This window comes from Micromonospora sp. NPDC049051 (genome assembly GCF_043197575.1).
In the GTDB taxonomy this organism is placed as follows: domain Bacteria; phylum Actinomycetota; class Actinomycetes; order Mycobacteriales; family Micromonosporaceae; genus Micromonospora.
Genome location: NZ_JBICTL010000006.1, coordinates 26,225 through 40,474, shown reverse-complemented (window position 1 = coordinate 40,474; position 14,250 = coordinate 26,225). Strand labels below are relative to the sequence as shown.

Sequence of the window (14,250 nt, the reverse complement as noted above, 5' to 3'; positions counted from 1 at the left end):
ATCAAGCTAACCCTCCACCCCCACCCCCGCACCCGACACGCCGCCCACCCCACCCCAGCCCTCCCCTCTCCCCCCACCCGCAGTCCTCTCCCCTCCCCACCCGCCCCGCCCCACCCGCCGCGGCGATCATGCAGTCGTGGTGGTCCGCAAAAGGGGCAGAGATCGACGATCCGCCCACCACAACTGCATGATCGGCGGGAAGGAGAGCGGGCGGGCCGGCAGTCGAGACAGGGGCGGCGGTGACCACGTACCCTTTCGGCATGTCCACCCCCGCAGCGGGCGCGGCCACTCTCACACCGCGCCGGTCCAGCCGGTTCGTTGCCTGGGTACGCGCCTGGCGCGCCGGGCTGGTGCCCTTCGACGAGCTCGGCGACGCCATCGCCGGCGACGAGGAGCACCTGGTCGCCGACGCGCCCGGCACCTGGACCGACGTCCCTCTGCCCCAGGCGCTGCCCACCCTCGCGAAGCTCTCGCCCGACGAGATCCGGCTCGTGCTGCCCGCCCCCGGGGACCCGCGCGGGCTGCCCGGTCCGGGCGACTTCGCCGGTGCGGCGCTGGTCGCCGGTGAGGCGGTCGTCGCCGGGGGCCTGGGACTGATCCCGCACGTACGGAGGCACACGTCCGGATCCGGCGACACCTTCGAGACGGTGCTCTGGCGGGTCTACCCGCTGCCGGCCGACGCCCCGGCCGCCTCCCTCGTGCTGCCCGGCGCGGCCGAGGCCGAGGCCGAGCTGGCGGCGGCCCTGGCCGACACGACCGCCGCGCTGACCCGGCTGGACGTCGCCCAATGGCGGCCCGAGCTGGCCGGGGCGCTGGAGGCGCTCCGCCGGCCGGACGGCGCCACCGACCTGCCGCCCGGATTCGACCCGCGGGCACGGCGGCTCTTCGCCCGGGCCGCCGTGCTCGACCGGGTGCTCGCGTTGGCCGGGCACGCCGCGCCGGGCGGCGCGATCAACAACTACGAGGCCCAGCAGCGCGACGCCGCCCTGCGCCCCCTCACCACCGCCTGCCGGCAGGCTCTGGTCGCCGCCTGCAACGCCCCGCTGCGCCCCTGACGACACCGACACCCAGTCGCCACGACCGCCGGCACCCACCCGCCACGACCGTGTCGCCGCCACTCAGCAGCGGGTACCGGCACTCGGTCGTGGCTACCGTGGGCGCGCCGGCACTCAGTTGCCGCGATCGTCGAGGGCCTGTGCTGCCCACCGGTCCAGGACGCGCGCGAAATCGGTCACCTCGGCCTTGGCGGAGGGCGGCATCGACGCCCGGGACGCCGTCCGGTACTTCACGCACACCCCCAGGTTGCTGACGCGGAAGTAGACCCGCACGTCGCGTTCGTGCCAGCCGTACGCGTCAAGGTCTGTCTCCTCCGAGATGTAGCCCTCGTCCCCGATGCCGGGAAGCCGCTCGCCCTCCGTGGGGCAGCCCCCCAGGTTCGCGGGGAGCAGGGGGTCCTCCACGCTGAGCCGGGTGATCTCCCCGTCGGGTTCCTGGCTGGGCTCCCACGAACAGCTGTTCGTGGACTTGTGCATCGCCCACAGCTTCGCTCTGGGTACCAACGGCGCGATGACCCGGGGATGATCGGTCAGGTACAGGCACGCGTTCGGCGACGCCGTGAACCCTCTGGCCGCCGGCGATCCGGACGACGACGGGGTCACCGTGGCCGACGGGCTGCCGGTCGCCCCGCCCCCGACGGTCTCCCCGCTGTCCACCCGGGCCAGCGCGAGCGCGTAGCCCGCCGCCAACAGGCCGGCTGACGCGAGCATGGCGATGCCGCTCGTGCCGGCAATCCGCGCGCGGGAGAACCGCCGGGCACGCGTACCGCCCTTTGCAGGCGGCAACGACCCGCTCAGCCTCGCGGTCCGCGGGGTCACGCGAACCGTCAGCCGGCTGTCGGCCGTGACGCCGGCGGCGACCTCCCGCAGGCGCGCCGCGGCCTCCTCCGCAGACGGGCGTGCGTCCGGGCGGCGCGCCATCAGGCCGAGCAGCGTCGGGTTCAGCGAACCTGCGCGTTCAGCCGGCGCGGGGTCACGGCTCAGCACGGCGGCGATCAGTTCCGCCGGGTCGTCCGTGTCGTACGCGGGCCGGCCCTCGACAGCGAAGTACAGCGTCGCGCCGAGCGACCACAGATCCGACGCAGGCTCGGCGCCCCGGCCGGTCAGCCGCTCCGGCGGTACGTAGCCCAACGTGCCCAGCACCGAGCCGGTCCCGGTGAGGCCCCGGGTGGCGCCGACGACCGCGGCGATCCCGAAGTCAGTGATCACGGCGCGCCCGTCCCGGTCCAGCAGGACGTTCTGCGGCTTGATGTCACGGTGCAGGATGCCGGCGTCATGGGCGACCTTCAGAGCCGCGAGCAGACCCGCGCCGATCTCCGCGGTCCGCCGTGGACTCAGTGGCCCGTCCTCGCACACCACGGTGTGCAGTGACGGGCCGTCGACCAGGCCCATCACGATCCAGGGGCGACCATCCTCGAGCAGGACGTCGTGGATGGTCACGATGCCGGGATGGTTGAGCCGCCCGGCCGCCCGCGCCTCGATGATCGCCCGCTCCCGGAGCGCCAGGCGTTCGGACTCGTTCAGGCCTGCGGGCAGCAGCAACTCCTTCACAGCCACCTCGCGGTCCAGCAGGGTGTCCTCAGCCCGCCACACCACCCCCATGCCGCCGCTGCCGACCGGCTCGGTCCGCAGGACGTATCGCCCGGCCGCCAAGGTACGCCGCTCCTCCGCCACGCCCGGAACGATAGCGGCGGCACGCCCATCGACGAACATCGACGGCGGCGAAGTCGGGGCTCATGCTGCGGTCGGGGTCACCCGTGCCCGTGCCCGGGGGCGGTCGTCGGGCGGCGGGCCGGGACGCAGCAGGCCGTGGGACAGGTGTCCCACATCGGCAGTTCGCCGAGACGGCGGCGCAGTCGGACCCCGTCCGGTTCGGTCCGCTCCAGGACCAGCTCGCGGACCATCGCCACGAACCGGGGATCGGTGCCGGGGGTCGCGGCCCGGACGAAGTCCAGGCCGACCTGTCCGGCCGTCTGGCGCGCCTCGGTGTCCAGGTCCCACACCACCTCGAGGTGGTCGGAGACGAACCCGATGGGGCTGACCACCACGGCGGTGGTGCCGGCCTCGGCCAGCGTACGGAGGTGGTCGTTGACGTCGGGCTCCAGCCACGGCACCTGCGGCGGGCCGGAGCGGCTCTGCCAGACCAGGTCCCAGGGCAGGTCCGGGGCGGCTGCCGCGTGGACCAGCCGGGCGACCTCGGCGAGCTGCGCCTCGTACCGGCCGCCGTGGGGGCCGGCGTTGGCGGCCATCGAGTTCGGCACCGAGTGCGCGGTGAACACCAGCCGGGTGCCGTCCCGCTTCGCGGGGTCGAGCTGGCCGAGCGCCGCCCGTACGGCGTCGGCGTGCGGCTCGACGAAACCGGGGTGGTCCCAGAACTGGCGGAGCTTGTCGATCGGCGGCGCGTCCGGGCCGACGGCCGCGCGGGCGGCGGCGATGTCCTCCTGGTACTGCCGGCAGGAGGAGTAGCCGCCGTAGGCGCTGGTCACGAATGCCAGGGCGCGGGTGACTCCGTCGTCGCGCATCTGCGCCACGGTGTCGGCGAGCATCGGGTGCCAGTTCCGGTTGCCCCAGTAGACGGGCAGGTCTACGCCGTTGGCGGCGAAGTCCTCCCGGATCGCCGCGAGCAACTCCCGGCACTGCTGGTTGATCGGGGAGACGCCCCCGAAGTGCTGGTAGTGCTCGGCGACCTCCGCCAGCCGCTCCGGCGGCACCCCTCGCCCCCGGGTCACGTTCTGCAGGAACGGCAACACGTCCTCGGGCCGCTCCGGTCCGCCGAAGGACACCAGGACCACCGCGTCGTACGCCATGGGCCCATTCTTCCCGGTCGCCGCACCCGCCGGGCAGGGCCCCCTGATGCCGCCCGCCGGCGACGCCGCGCCGCTACCGGCCGCAGGGGACCCGCACGCCTCAGGCGCCGATGGCGTGGTACCCGCCGTCGACGTGCACGATCTCGCCCGTGGTGGCCGGGAACCAGTCGGAGAGCAGCGCCAGGCACGCCCGCGCGGCGGGCTCCTGGTCGGTCAGGCTCCAGCCCAGCGGCGCGCGCTCGGCCCAGGCCTGCTCGAACTGCTCGAAGCCGGGGATCGACTTGGCGGCGATCGTGCGCAGCGGCCCGGCGGCGACCAGGTTGCTGCGGATGCCCTGCTTGCCCAGGTGCAGCGCCAGGTAGCGGGAGGCGGACTCCAGCCCGGCCTTGGCGACGCCCATCCAGTCGTAGACGGGCCACGCCTTCGCGGCGTCGAAGGTCAGGCCGACCACCGCGCCGCCGGCGGACATCAGCGGCAGGGCCGCCATCGCCAGCGACTTGTAGGAGTACGTGGAGACGTGCAGCGCGGTCGCCACGTCCTCCCAGGGGGCGTCGAGGAAGCCGCCGCCGAGGCAGCTCTGCGGGGCGAAGCCGATCGAGTGCACCACCCCGTCCAGGCCGTCGACGTGCTCGCGCACGCGGTCGCCGAGCCCGGCGAGGTGGTCGGCGTCGGTCACGTCCAGCTCGATGACCGGGGCGGGCTCGGGCAGCCGCTTGGCGATGCGCTCCACCAGGGAGAGCCGGCCGTAGCCGGTGAGCACGACCTGCGCCCCGTTCTCCTGGGCGAGCTTCGCCACGGAGAAGGCGATCGAGGCGTCGGTGATGACGCCGGTGACCAGCAGCCGCTTACCGGCGAGCAGTCCGGACATGCAGGGATCCCTCCGTAGTTCTCAGTGGCCGCTCGGCAGTGGCCGGTGCCGCTTTGTCAGTGCCCGGTGCCGATCGTCAGTGGCCCATGCCGAGGCCGCCGTCGACCGGGATGACGGCGCCGGAGATGTAGCCGGCGGCGTCGCCCGCCAGCCAGGTCACCACGCCCGCGATCTCGTCGGGCTGGGCGAACCGGTTGGCGGGGATGGCCTTGCGGTACTCGGTCCTGCGGTCCTCGGGCAGGCCGGCGGTCATGTCGGTCTCCACGTAGCCGGGTGCGACCACGTTCGCCGTGATGTTGCGGCTGCCCAGCTCGCGGGTGATCGAGCGGGCCACGCCCACCAGGCCGGCCTTGCTCGCCGCGTAGTTGACCTGGCCGGGGCCGCCGTAGAGACCGACCACCGAGGAGATGAAGATCATGCGGCCCCACTTCGCCCGCAGCATCTTGCCCGAGGCGCGCTTGGCGCACCGGAACGCGCCGGTCAGGTTGGTGTCGAGCACGCGGGTGAACTGGTCCTCGGACATCCGCAGCAGCAGCGTGTCGTCGGTGATCCCGGCGTTGGCGACCAGCACCTCCACCGGCCCCAGCTCGGCCTCGACCGCGGCGAACGCCGCGTCGACCGACTCGCCGTCGGTCACGTCGCAGCGGACCCCGAACAGCCCCTCGGGCGGCTCGCCGCCGCGGTGGGTCACCGCCACCCGGTCGCCCTGCTTGGCGAAGGCCTGCGCGATGGCCAGGCCGATCCCCCGGTTGCCGCCGGTCACCAGGACGGTACGGGCCACGGTTCCCCCTTGTTCAGTGATCACCCGGTCGGTCGGAGCCTAGGCGTTACCGGCAGGTAAGCGCTAACGCCGGGCACGTCGGGGCCGGGGCGTCGCCCGCCGACGGCTGCGGCGAGGCGGGCACGGGCGTCGCCGCGCCACCACCCGGCGGGCTCCTCGGCCGGGCCCGTCCGGCCACTCGGCCAGGCTCCGTCCGGCCGCTCGGCCGGGTGCGCCGGCGGACTTCGGCGGGTGTACGATGATCCACGTTTTGCGGGCCGTGCGGCCCGCGTTCCGGGCCCCGCCGACCGCAGGAGGTGATCGCTGTGCGAGATAGCGATCCTCCCAGTCGTGGCCGGGCCGAACGTCAGCCCCGCTGAGCCACGACTCAGCAGGTCAGCTGACCCAGCCACGCTCCCCGCTCCGCCCGGTCACCGGCCCCACGCCGGATGACCGTGCCGCGCCGCCCGTCGACCGGGCGGCCCGCCGGGAGCCGCCCGGTCACGACTTCGTGTGCGCGTCCTGATCCATCTCCTGCGGTCCGCCCCCGCACGCGCGGACCGTCCAGTCGCCACCCGGAGCCGTCCATGAGCCGCTACGTCGCCCCGCTGGGCTTCACCCTCGCCGCCGTCTGGGTGGCCGTCGTCTTCGTCCTCGCCAGCGGCACCGCCCACTGACCGCCGGCGGCACGGTCTGCTGACCGTCGGCGGCACTTCACCGCCCCCGTCACCTCTGGGCCTGCAAAGCACTCGCCGGGCCGCGCGGCACGGCCGCTGCCTGATCACGACCAGCTCTGCCCCTTCCGCCAGGTCAGATACTCGTCGAAGATCCTTGTGAGGCCGTCGTGCTCCGCCCGTAGCCGCAGAAACTCGTCGAGCAGCCGGAAGAGCGTCTCAACGGCGACCCTGTCGAGCTCAGGGTCCGTCTGAAGCTCCTCGCGTCGCGGCGGCCCGTCCCGGAACGCCTGCCACAGGATCAGCGCCTCCCAGACCAGGTTGTCGCCACTCCCACAGCGGGCCACGAGCCATTCCCGGAACCCCGCGAGCAGCTGCCAGTCGTTGCCAGCCTCGCAACCCCGGATGAAGACCGTGAAATCGTGGAACGAGCCGTCCAACCCGAACATGCCAGGTCGCCGATGCACGTCCGCGAAGAGCTTCCGGTAGTCCATCCCGCCATCCAACCAACCCTCTGCTCGTGCAGCAGCAGGTCAACCATGCACTCAGGCACCGTCGCTGACGGTACGGTTCCCGGCATGACCGGCATCACCATCCATGCCATCAACGAGTCCCTGACCAACTGGCCTTTCCAGTTCACCGCACTGCCGGCGGGCCGGACCGCCGACATGCCCGAGGCATGGCAGCCGATCGCCGCGGCGAAAACCCCGCCGCAACGCATTGCCGCCGCGCTGACATTGTGGCCGCACGACATCCGTGACCTGCTGCCTCGCTTCTCCACCGAGTTCGCGGCTCGGCTGGAGGACGTCGTCGTCGGTCAGGACGACGACGGTGTCCACGTCCTGCTCTACCCCGCACGGGACAAGAGCGGCCGGCTGGTCACCTGGGTCGGCTACGACCCGCGCACCGTCGACGATGACTTCCCCGACTGGGTCGACTTCCCCGAACCGCTGGCCCGGTTCCTCCACCAGGTGCACGCCGGCTTCGTCGCCGAAACACCGGCTTCCTTCGGCCCCACCCGACCCGCTTATATGGAGAACCTCAACGAAGCTCTGGGCGTCCCCGAGGGGATCGACGGTTGGGACGCCGACATCCCTCCCACCCGCCTGCTACGCATCAGCAACGACGGTGGCACCCTCCACCACTGCCTGTCTCCTGATCTCCCACTCGGCACCATCGCCATCACCTCCTACGAACTCGACACCGAACCCCTGTGGCCAGCCCTCGACGCCCTCATGACCAGCGGCTTCGATGGCAACCAATGGAGATGACCAGCAACAGCGACACCAACAATCCCCAGATCCACAGTTGACCTTCCCGCCTGCGTCGTAACCGAGTCCCCGGGCGCTCGCTCAGAGCATCCGGGAGGACCACAGCAGGCTGAGGGCGCCGGCGCAGAGCGCCAGCAGCAGGGCCACGCCCGCGTACCACTGGGTGACCTCGCGGGGCTCGGTGCGGAACCCGATCGAGCTGCCCATGTCCTGGTAGACCTGCTTCAGCTCGGTCACCGAGGCCGCCTCGTAGAAGTAGCCCTCGGTGGTCTCGGCCAGGTCGGCCAGGGCCAGCCGGTCCACCGGCACCCGTTGCAGCTGACCGCCGATGTCCACCTGCCCCGAGTCGGTGCCGAAGGCGATGGTCGAGACCGGCACGTTCGCCGCCTGCGCGGCGGCGGCCGCCTCCTCCACCGACCGGCCCGAGGTGCGGTACCCGTCGGAGAGCAGCACGATCCGGGCCGGCGGGATCCCCGCCGCGCCGTCGGCCGGCACCGACCGGATCGCCTCCAGGCAGGTGAACACCGCCTCCCCGGTCGCCGTCGCCTCCGCCAGCACCAGCCCGTCGATCGCGCTGGTCACCGCCTCGCGGTCCTTGCCCGGCGGCACCAGCACGTTCGCCGACTTGGCGAACGAGACCAGCCCCAGGTTGTAGCTCTCCGGAAGCTCGCCGACGAACTGCTTGGCCGCCTCCTGCGCCGCCTCCAGCCGGTTCGGCGACACGTCGTCGGCCTGCATGGACAGCGACACGTCGATGGCGAGCATCACGGTGGCCCGCTCCAGCGGCTCCCGGGTGTCGACCGACGGCCGGGCCAGCGCGGCCGCCAGCACCAGCAGGCAGAGCAGGAACGCCGTCGCCGGCACGTGCCGCCGCCAGCCCAGCCCCTTCGGCGCCAGGGTGCGCAGCAGGTCCACGTTGGTGAACCGCATCGCGTACGACCGGCGGTTCAGTTGCCGCCAGACGTAGAGCGCGGCGAGCGCGAGCACCGGCAGCACGGCCAGCAGCCACCACGGTTGCAGAAAGCGGATCATCGTGTCGTCCCCCTGGTACGCGCGTGCCGCTGGGCGGCCACGAAACGCACCATGTCGAGCAGCCAGTCTCGGTCCGTACGCAGTCGCAGGTGGGCCGCGCCCGCGCCACGCAGCGCCGCGGCGATCTCCGCCCGCTGGGCGGCCGCCGCCTCGGCGTAGCGGTGGCGCAGCCGCGGGTCGGCGGTCTGCACCTCGTGCAGCTCACCGGTCTCCGGGTCGACCACCGGCAGCACCCCGACGTCGGGCAGCTCCAGCTCCCGGGGATCGACCACCTCGATCGCGACCACGTCGTGCCGGACGCGCAGCTTACGCAGCGGCCGGGCCCACCGCTGCGGCGGGGCGAGGAAGTCGGAGATCACCACCGCCACGCCACGCCGCCGGGGCGGCCGGTTGAGCATGTCCACCAGGGCGCCGAGATCACTGCGCCCGGGGCGGATCTCGGTGCCGGCGATCGTCCGCAGCAGCGCCTGGGCCTCCTTGCGGCCGGAACGGGCGGGCAGCCGCGTGTAGACGTCCGGGCCGGAGGCCGGGGGCGCGCCGCGCCACCGTCGGGCGGGTGCGCCCGCGCCGCCGCCGCTGCCGATCACCGCGCCGATCCGGTTGCCGCCGCGCACGGTCAGGTGGGCCAGCGCCGCCGCGGCGGCCACCACGACGTCGCGCTTGAGCCAGCGGCCGGTGCCGAAGTCCAGGCTCGCCGAGAGGTCCACCGCCAGCCACGTCTCCAGCTCCCGGTCGGCCACCGTACGCCGGACGTGGGGCATCGTCGTGCGGGCGGTGACCGGCCAGTCCATCCGGCGTACGTCGTCGCCGGGGCGGTACTCGCGGGACTCCCCCGCCTCGCTGCCCGGCCCGGGCAGCAGACCGGCGTAGTCGCCCTGGAGCAGGCCGTCGAGTTTGCGGGTGACCATCAGTTGCAGCCGCGACAGGACGGCTTCGGTGCGGTCGGAGGGGACGTCGGCAGGCCGACGGGCGGGTGAGGTCACGGGCGCTGCCCGGGCCAACCGGCGCCCGGCGGCGCGGCGGTCGGCGTGGGGGTGGCCTGCTGCCGGGGCGCGACCGAGGGCAGCGGGATCGTGGACATCACCCGGTGCACCACGTGGTCGGCGGGCACGTCGTCGGCGAGCGCGTCGTAGCTGAGCACGAGCCGGTGGCGCAGGATGTCCGGCGCGATGTCCTGCACGTCCTGCGGCAGGGCGTAGTCCCGCCCGCGCAGCAGCGCCAGCGCGCGGGTGGCCCGGACCAGACCGAGCGAGGCACGCGGGCTGGCGCCGTACTGGATGAGCTGGGCGACGTCCGGCATCCCGTGCTCCGCCGGAGCGCGGGTGGCCAGCACCAGCCGGACGGCGTAGTCGACCAGGGCGTTGTGCACGAAGACCTGGTCCGCCTTGCGTTGCAGGGCGATCAGGTCGGAGGTGGTGAAGACCGGCGCCGGCTGCGGCGGGGCGACTCCCATCCGGTAGACGATCTCCCGTTCCTCGGCGTCGGTCGGGTAGCCGACGACGATCTTCATGAGGAAGCGGTCCCGCTGGGCCTCGGGCAGCGGGTAGACGCCCTCCTGCTCGATCGGGTTCTGCGTCGCCATCACCAGGAACGGATCCGGCACCCGGTGGCTCTCGCCGCCGATCGAGACCTGCCGCTCGCTCATCACCTCCAGCAGCGCCGACTGCACCTTGGCCGGCGCCCGGTTGATCTCGTCGGCGAGCAGGAAGTTGACGAACACCGGGCCCAGCTCGACGTCGAACTTCTCGCTCGACTGCCGGTAGATGCGGGTGCCCATGATGTCGGCGGGCACCAGGTCGGGAGTGAACTGCACGCGGGCGAAGGAGCCGCCGACCACCTTCGCGAGGGTCTCCACCGCGAGGGTCTTCGCGACCCCGGGCACGCCCTCCAGCAGGCAGTGGCCCCGGGCGAGCAGCGCGACGAACATCCGCTCCACCATCCGGTCCTGCCCGACGATCACCCGTTTGATCTCGAACAGCGCCCGCTCCAGCAGGGTCGCGTCCTCGGCCGGCGTGGTCACCGGCTCGGGTGTCTCCGGGCCCGTCCCGTTCGGCGTCGGGGCGTCGGGCGTGGTCGGCTGGGCCACCGGTCCTCCACAGCATGATCGGTTGTCGCGCGGCGTGGTGCGTATCAAGACTCGCATGCCCGGCTGAGTGCCGAGGTGGGGAGAAGGCGTTTTTCGCCGCGCCGTCCCCCGCAGCCGCGTCGCGGGTCCGCCACGCCGTCCCGAGGTGCGGAATCGCCGGTCGCGGCTGGACACGTACCGGCCCGGCGCGTGTAGCATTCACCCCGTCGCCGGGCGGCTCCCCCCGTGGCCGCCCGGCGCTCAAACTTTCCCGGTGCCGCCGTCCTAGACTGGCCGTGATGAGCGCCCCCTTCCCCGCCGACGAGCCGCTGATCTGCTCGTCCCGCGGCTGCCGAGCCCCCGCCGACTGGGCGCTGAAATGGAACAATCCCCGGCTGCACGACGCCGAACGGCGCAAGACCTGGCTGGCCTGCGCCGAGCACCGCAGCACCCTCGCCGACTTCCTCGACGCCCGCGGCTTCCTGCGGGAGGTCGTAGCGGCGCCCGGATCGCCTACGCTCGAAGGGTGAGCGCGCACAACGGACTTCCCCGGTGAGTGGTGACGGGTCCGCCGGCCCGCCACCGGCGCCGCCCCTCCCGCCGGCGGGCCCTCTGGAGCCGTGGCCGGACACCGTCCGCTGGCAGTCGATCTCGGCCGACCAGATCTGGGTGGAACTGATCCGTCTGGGTACGGTGCTGATCGTCCTCGCCCTCGGACTGGCCGTCAGCTGGGCGGTCAGCGGCAGCGGGTTCCTCGGCGCGGCGGTCGGCGTGGTGCTGCTGTTCGGCGTCCTGCGGAGTGTGACGATCGTCCGCGCCGTACGGGCCTGGGGCTACGCGGAGCGGGAGGACGACCTGCTGGTCCGGCACGGGCTGCTGGTACGCCGGCTCTCCATCGTGCCGTACGCCCGGATGCAGTTCGTCGACGTCAGCGCCGGGCCGCTGGAACGCGCGTTCGGGCTGGCCACCGTGCAACTGCACACGGCCGCGGCGGCGAGCGACGCCCGGGTGCCGGGGCTGCGCCCGGCGGAGGCGTCGCGGCTGCGCGACCGGCTCACCGCGCTGGGCGAGGACCGGGCGGAGGGCCTGTGAGCGACCCGGCCGCCCGGGGCACGGACCGTCCCGGGCCGCCCCCGGCCGAGCCCTCCGTCCCACCGGAGCCGGCCGGACCCGTCGTCCCACCGGAGCCGGCCAGGGCCGTCGCTCCGCCCGAGACGGTCGGGCCCCACGTTCCGTTCGAGACGACCGGGCGCCCCGTCCCACCGGAGACGGCCGGGCCCACCGTCCCACCGGGGACGGCGTGGCCGGGCGGGCCCGCCGGGCCCCCGGCGGGCGGCGAACCGCGCCAGCGGCTGCACCCGCTCAGCCCCGCCCTGCACGGCGCCAAGTCCCTGGTCGTGGTGATCGCCGGCCTGTCCTGGTCGACGCTGTCGCGGGTCGGCTTCGGCTGGTTCGCCCTGATGGCGGTCGTACTGGCGCTGGGCGCCACCGTGCTGGCGGTGGTCAGCTGGTATTACACCGGCTACCAGGTGGTGGGCCGCGAGCTGCGGGTGCACGAGGGGCTCCTCTGGCGGCGCACCCGGGCGATCCCGCTGGAGCGGCTCCAGGCCGTCGAGGTCGTCCGCCCGCTGCTCGCCCAGCTCACCGGCCTGGCCGAGCTGCGGCTGGAGGTGGTGGGCGGGGGCAAGACGGAGGCGCCGCTGGCCTACCTGAGCGTCGCCGAGGCGACCGCGCTGCGCCAGCGGCTGCTCGCCCTGGCCGGCCGGGTCGCGGCCGAGGCGAACGCGCCGCCGCCGGCCGGGGTGGCCGCGGGCCCGCCCGGGACGCCGGCACCACCGCCCGGCCGGCCGCTGCACGCCGTGTCGAACAACGACCTGCTGGTCAGCCAACTGTTGACCCCGCAGGCGTTCATGATCCCGTTCGGCGTCGCGTTCATCGTGGCGCAGTTCCTCTCCGAGGACTCCTGGTCGTTCATCGCGGTGGCGAGCACCCTCACCGCCATGGCGGGGGTGCTGCTGCAACCCGTACGGCGGGTGCTGGACGACTGGAACTTCCGGCTCGCCCGGGACGAGGGCACGCTGCGGATCCACAACGGGCTGCTGGAGACCCGCGCGCAGACGGTGCCGCTGGACCGGGTGCAGACCGTCGGCGTGACCTGGCCGTTGCTGTGGCGGGTCAAGGGCTGGCTGCGGCTGCGGCTGGAGGTGGCGGGCTACTCCGCCGGCGAGGCGGACGAGCGCAACCGGCCCGACCGGCTGCTCCCCGTCGGTGACGTCGCCACCGGCGAGGCGATCGTGGCCGAGGTGCTGCCCGGCGTACGGCTGGCCGCGCTGCCGCTGACCCCGCCGCCGGCGCGGGCCCGCTGGCTCAATCCGCTGAGCCGGGGCGTGCTCGGCGCCGGGCTCGACGCCCGGGTCTTCGCCGTCCGCTCCGGCCTGCTCACCCGTCAGGTGGCGCTCGTGCCGTACGCCCGGATCCAGAGCGTGCGGGTCGTGCAGGGCCCGGCGCAGCGGCGGCTGCGGCTGGCGACGGTGCACGCCGACACCGCCGGCGGCGCCGGCGCGGCTGCCCACGACCGGGACCTCGCCGAGGCGTGGGCCCTGGCGGCGGAGCTGACGGCCCGCGCGCGCACCGCCCGCCGGGCGGGCTGATCCCCGCCGGCGGCGGTCAGCGGTCCGCCGTCACCGGCGGCGGCTCGGCGGCGGCCGGCGGGTCGGTCGGCGCGGGATCGGTCGGCGCGGGATCGGGCTCCGCCGGGGTCCGGCGGGCCTTGCGGGCCGCCCACCAGCGCTCCGCCAGGCCGACCGCCAGGAAGGTCATCCCGACGTACGCCCAGCCGACCAGCACGTCGATCACGTAGTGCTCGCCGGAGTAGACCAGGGTGAACGTCATCGCCAGCGGGTACGCCAGCAGCAGCGGCCACCAGCGGCGGCGGGTCTGCCGCAGGAAGAACAGCACCACGAACAGCGCGAACGCGGTGTGCAGCGACGGCATCGCGGCCACCGGGTTGGAGGCGATCTGACCGGCGTTGAGCAGGTTGCCGGCGCCGTGCATGCCGAACGCCTTCCAGCCGCGCGTGGAGATGCGGGCGACCTCCTCCAGCAGCCCGTTCTGCGCCGCCCACCAGGGCGGGGCGGCCGGGTAGAGGAAGTAGGTGACCAGGCCGGTGGCGCACAGGAAGCCCCAGCGGCGCATGAAGGCCGCCCACCGCCCCCGGTCACGCAGCCAGAGCACCGCCGCGGCGGCCAGCGCCACCACGAAGTGCGAGAAGTAGACCCAGCTGACGGCGACGTCCCACCAGTGCACCTCGGGCCGGTAGAGGTGCTCCTGGAGCCAGGTCGTGGGCACCTGCCCGCCCGTCGCCCAGCCGAACATCACCCGGTCGGCGACGATCAACTCGTACGCGTGCGGGGTGGCGCCGTTGTCGGCGAAGCCCCGCGACAGGTTGTAGACGGCGAGCAGCAGCACCACCGGCACCCAGTCCCGCGCGAAGCGCAGGTGACTGCGCCACGGTCGGCTGCTGTTCCAGGCGATCGTGCCCGCCCAGATCCACAGGAACGCGTACGCCGGGTCGGTCGGCAGGCCGATGCCGAGCCAGCCGGCGACGAAGGCGACTCCCCACACCGTCATCGCGACCACACGGCGACGCCCCCCGTCGGGCGAGGCGGGCGGCTCGGTCGGGGCGGGGGGCTGGGGGTCGGTGGAGACAGACATCGCG

General features: G+C 73.8%; 14 protein-coding genes. 5 read left to right on the top strand and 9 right to left on the bottom strand.

Translation table 11 applies throughout. From position 1 onward, the window contains the following. The first annotated feature begins 260 nt into the window (after positions 1–260). Positions 261–1,055, top strand: a complete 795-nt coding sequence (locus tag ACGFIR_RS24335; protein WP_393002617.1) for a hypothetical protein — start codon at positions 261–263, stop codon at positions 1,053–1,055. Between the two features lie 114 nt (positions 1,056–1,169). Here the strand turns inward: ACGFIR_RS24335 and ACGFIR_RS24330 are convergent, their stop codons facing one another. From ACGFIR_RS24330 to ACGFIR_RS24310, 5 genes are all read right to left on the bottom strand, one after another. Further along, positions 1,170–2,729: a serine/threonine-protein kinase gene (locus tag ACGFIR_RS24330; protein WP_393002615.1), complete on the bottom strand. Its 1,560-nt coding sequence runs from the start codon at positions 2,727–2,729 to the stop codon at positions 1,170–1,172. 77 nt (positions 2,730–2,806) lie between these two features. After that, positions 2,807–3,862: a ferrochelatase gene (locus tag ACGFIR_RS24325; protein WP_393002613.1), complete on the bottom strand. Its 1,056-nt coding sequence runs from the start codon at positions 3,860–3,862 to the stop codon at positions 2,807–2,809. Between the two features lie 100 nt (positions 3,863–3,962). Then, positions 3,963–4,730: an enoyl-ACP reductase FabI gene (fabI, locus tag ACGFIR_RS24320; protein ID WP_393002611.1), complete on the bottom strand. Its 768-nt coding sequence runs from the start codon at positions 4,728–4,730 to the stop codon at positions 3,963–3,965. 76 nt (positions 4,731–4,806) lie between these two features. After that, the gene (gene fabG / locus ACGFIR_RS24315; RefSeq protein WP_393002610.1) at positions 4,807–5,511 is read right to left on the bottom strand and encodes a 3-oxoacyl-ACP reductase FabG; all 705 of its coding nucleotides are present in this window, start codon (positions 5,509–5,511) and stop codon (positions 4,807–4,809) included. 760 nt (positions 5,512–6,271) lie between these two features. Further along, positions 6,272–6,658, bottom strand: a complete 387-nt coding sequence (locus ACGFIR_RS24310; protein ID WP_393002608.1) for a hypothetical protein — start codon at positions 6,656–6,658, stop codon at positions 6,272–6,274. 84 nt (positions 6,659–6,742) lie between these two features. Here ACGFIR_RS24310 and ACGFIR_RS24305 point away from each other — a divergent pair, with 84 nt between their 5' ends. Next, positions 6,743–7,435, top strand: coding sequence for a hypothetical protein (locus ACGFIR_RS24305; RefSeq protein WP_393002606.1), 693 nt, complete (start codon positions 6,743–6,745; stop codon positions 7,433–7,435). An 81-nt stretch (positions 7,436–7,516) separates the two neighbouring features. Here the strand turns inward: ACGFIR_RS24305 and ACGFIR_RS24300 are convergent, their stop codons facing one another. The 3 genes from ACGFIR_RS24300 to ACGFIR_RS24290 are packed head-to-tail and all read right to left on the bottom strand — an operon-like array spanning position 7,517 to position 10,553. Beyond that, on the bottom strand, positions 7,517–8,467 hold the full coding sequence (locus tag ACGFIR_RS24300; RefSeq protein ID WP_393147336.1) for a VWA domain-containing protein: 951 nt from the start codon (positions 8,465–8,467) through the stop codon (positions 7,517–7,519). Next, positions 8,464–9,468, bottom strand: coding sequence for a DUF58 domain-containing protein (locus ACGFIR_RS24295; RefSeq protein ID WP_393147334.1), 1,005 nt, complete (start codon positions 9,466–9,468; stop codon positions 8,464–8,466). The genes ACGFIR_RS24300 and ACGFIR_RS24295 overlap by 4 nt, the downstream gene beginning before the upstream one ends. Beyond that, complete coding sequence (locus ACGFIR_RS24290) at positions 9,447–10,553, bottom strand: AAA family ATPase (RefSeq protein ID WP_393002600.1); 1,107 nt, start codon at positions 10,551–10,553, stop codon at positions 9,447–9,449. Before ACGFIR_RS24290 ends, ACGFIR_RS24295 begins: the two co-directional genes overlap by 22 nt. A gap of 278 nt (positions 10,554–10,831) precedes the next feature. On the opposite strand from ACGFIR_RS24290, the gene ACGFIR_RS24285 reads away from it, so the two are divergent. From ACGFIR_RS24285 to ACGFIR_RS24275, 3 genes are read left to right on the top strand one after another with little or no spacing between them, the layout of a single operon-like run. Then, positions 10,832–11,062, top strand: coding sequence for a hypothetical protein (locus tag ACGFIR_RS24285; protein ID WP_393002598.1), 231 nt, complete (start codon positions 10,832–10,834; stop codon positions 11,060–11,062). 22 nt (positions 11,063–11,084) lie between these two features. Further along, positions 11,085–11,624 (top strand): PH domain-containing protein, encoded by a 540-nt coding sequence (locus tag ACGFIR_RS24280; RefSeq protein ID WP_393002596.1) that lies wholly within the window; start codon positions 11,085–11,087, stop codon positions 11,622–11,624. Then, positions 11,621–13,183, top strand: a complete 1,563-nt coding sequence (locus ACGFIR_RS24275; RefSeq protein ID WP_393147332.1) for a PH domain-containing protein — start codon at positions 11,621–11,623, stop codon at positions 13,181–13,183. Before ACGFIR_RS24280 ends, ACGFIR_RS24275 begins: the two co-directional genes overlap by 4 nt. Positions 13,184–13,199: 16 nt before the next feature. Here ACGFIR_RS24275 and ACGFIR_RS24270 read toward each other — a convergent pair whose 3' ends face one another. Beyond that, complete coding sequence (locus ACGFIR_RS24270) at positions 13,200–14,246, bottom strand: phosphatase PAP2 family protein (RefSeq protein WP_393002592.1); 1,047 nt, start codon at positions 14,244–14,246, stop codon at positions 13,200–13,202. Positions 14,247–14,250: the final 4 nt, after the last annotated feature.

What these genes read in the sequence shown, in the direction of transcription:
- ACGFIR_RS24335 (WP_393002617.1), top strand. Translation starts at nt 261, where the DNA reads ATGTCCACCCCCGCAGCGGGCGCGGCCACTCTCACACCGCGCCGGTCC.
- ACGFIR_RS24325 (WP_393002613.1), bottom strand. Translation starts at nt 3,862, where the DNA reads ATGGCGTACGACGCGGTGGTCCTGGTGTCCTTCGGCGGACCGGAGCGG.
- fabI (WP_393002611.1), bottom strand. Translation starts at nt 4,730, where the DNA reads ATGTCCGGACTGCTCGCCGGTAAGCGGCTGCTGGTCACCGGCGTCATC.
- ACGFIR_RS24310 (WP_393002608.1), bottom strand. Translation starts at nt 6,658, where the DNA reads ATGGACTACCGGAAGCTCTTCGCGGACGTGCATCGGCGACCTGGCATG.
- ACGFIR_RS24305 (WP_393002606.1), top strand. Translation starts at nt 6,743, where the DNA reads ATGACCGGCATCACCATCCATGCCATCAACGAGTCCCTGACCAACTGG.
- ACGFIR_RS24300 (WP_393147336.1), bottom strand. Translation starts at nt 8,467, where the DNA reads ATGATCCGCTTTCTGCAACCGTGGTGGCTGCTGGCCGTGCTGCCGGTG.
- ACGFIR_RS24285 (WP_393002598.1), top strand. Translation starts at nt 10,832, where the DNA reads ATGAGCGCCCCCTTCCCCGCCGACGAGCCGCTGATCTGCTCGTCCCGC.
- ACGFIR_RS24270 (WP_393002592.1), bottom strand. Translation starts at nt 14,246, where the DNA reads ATGTCTGTCTCCACCGACCCCCAGCCCCCCGCCCCGACCGAGCCGCCC.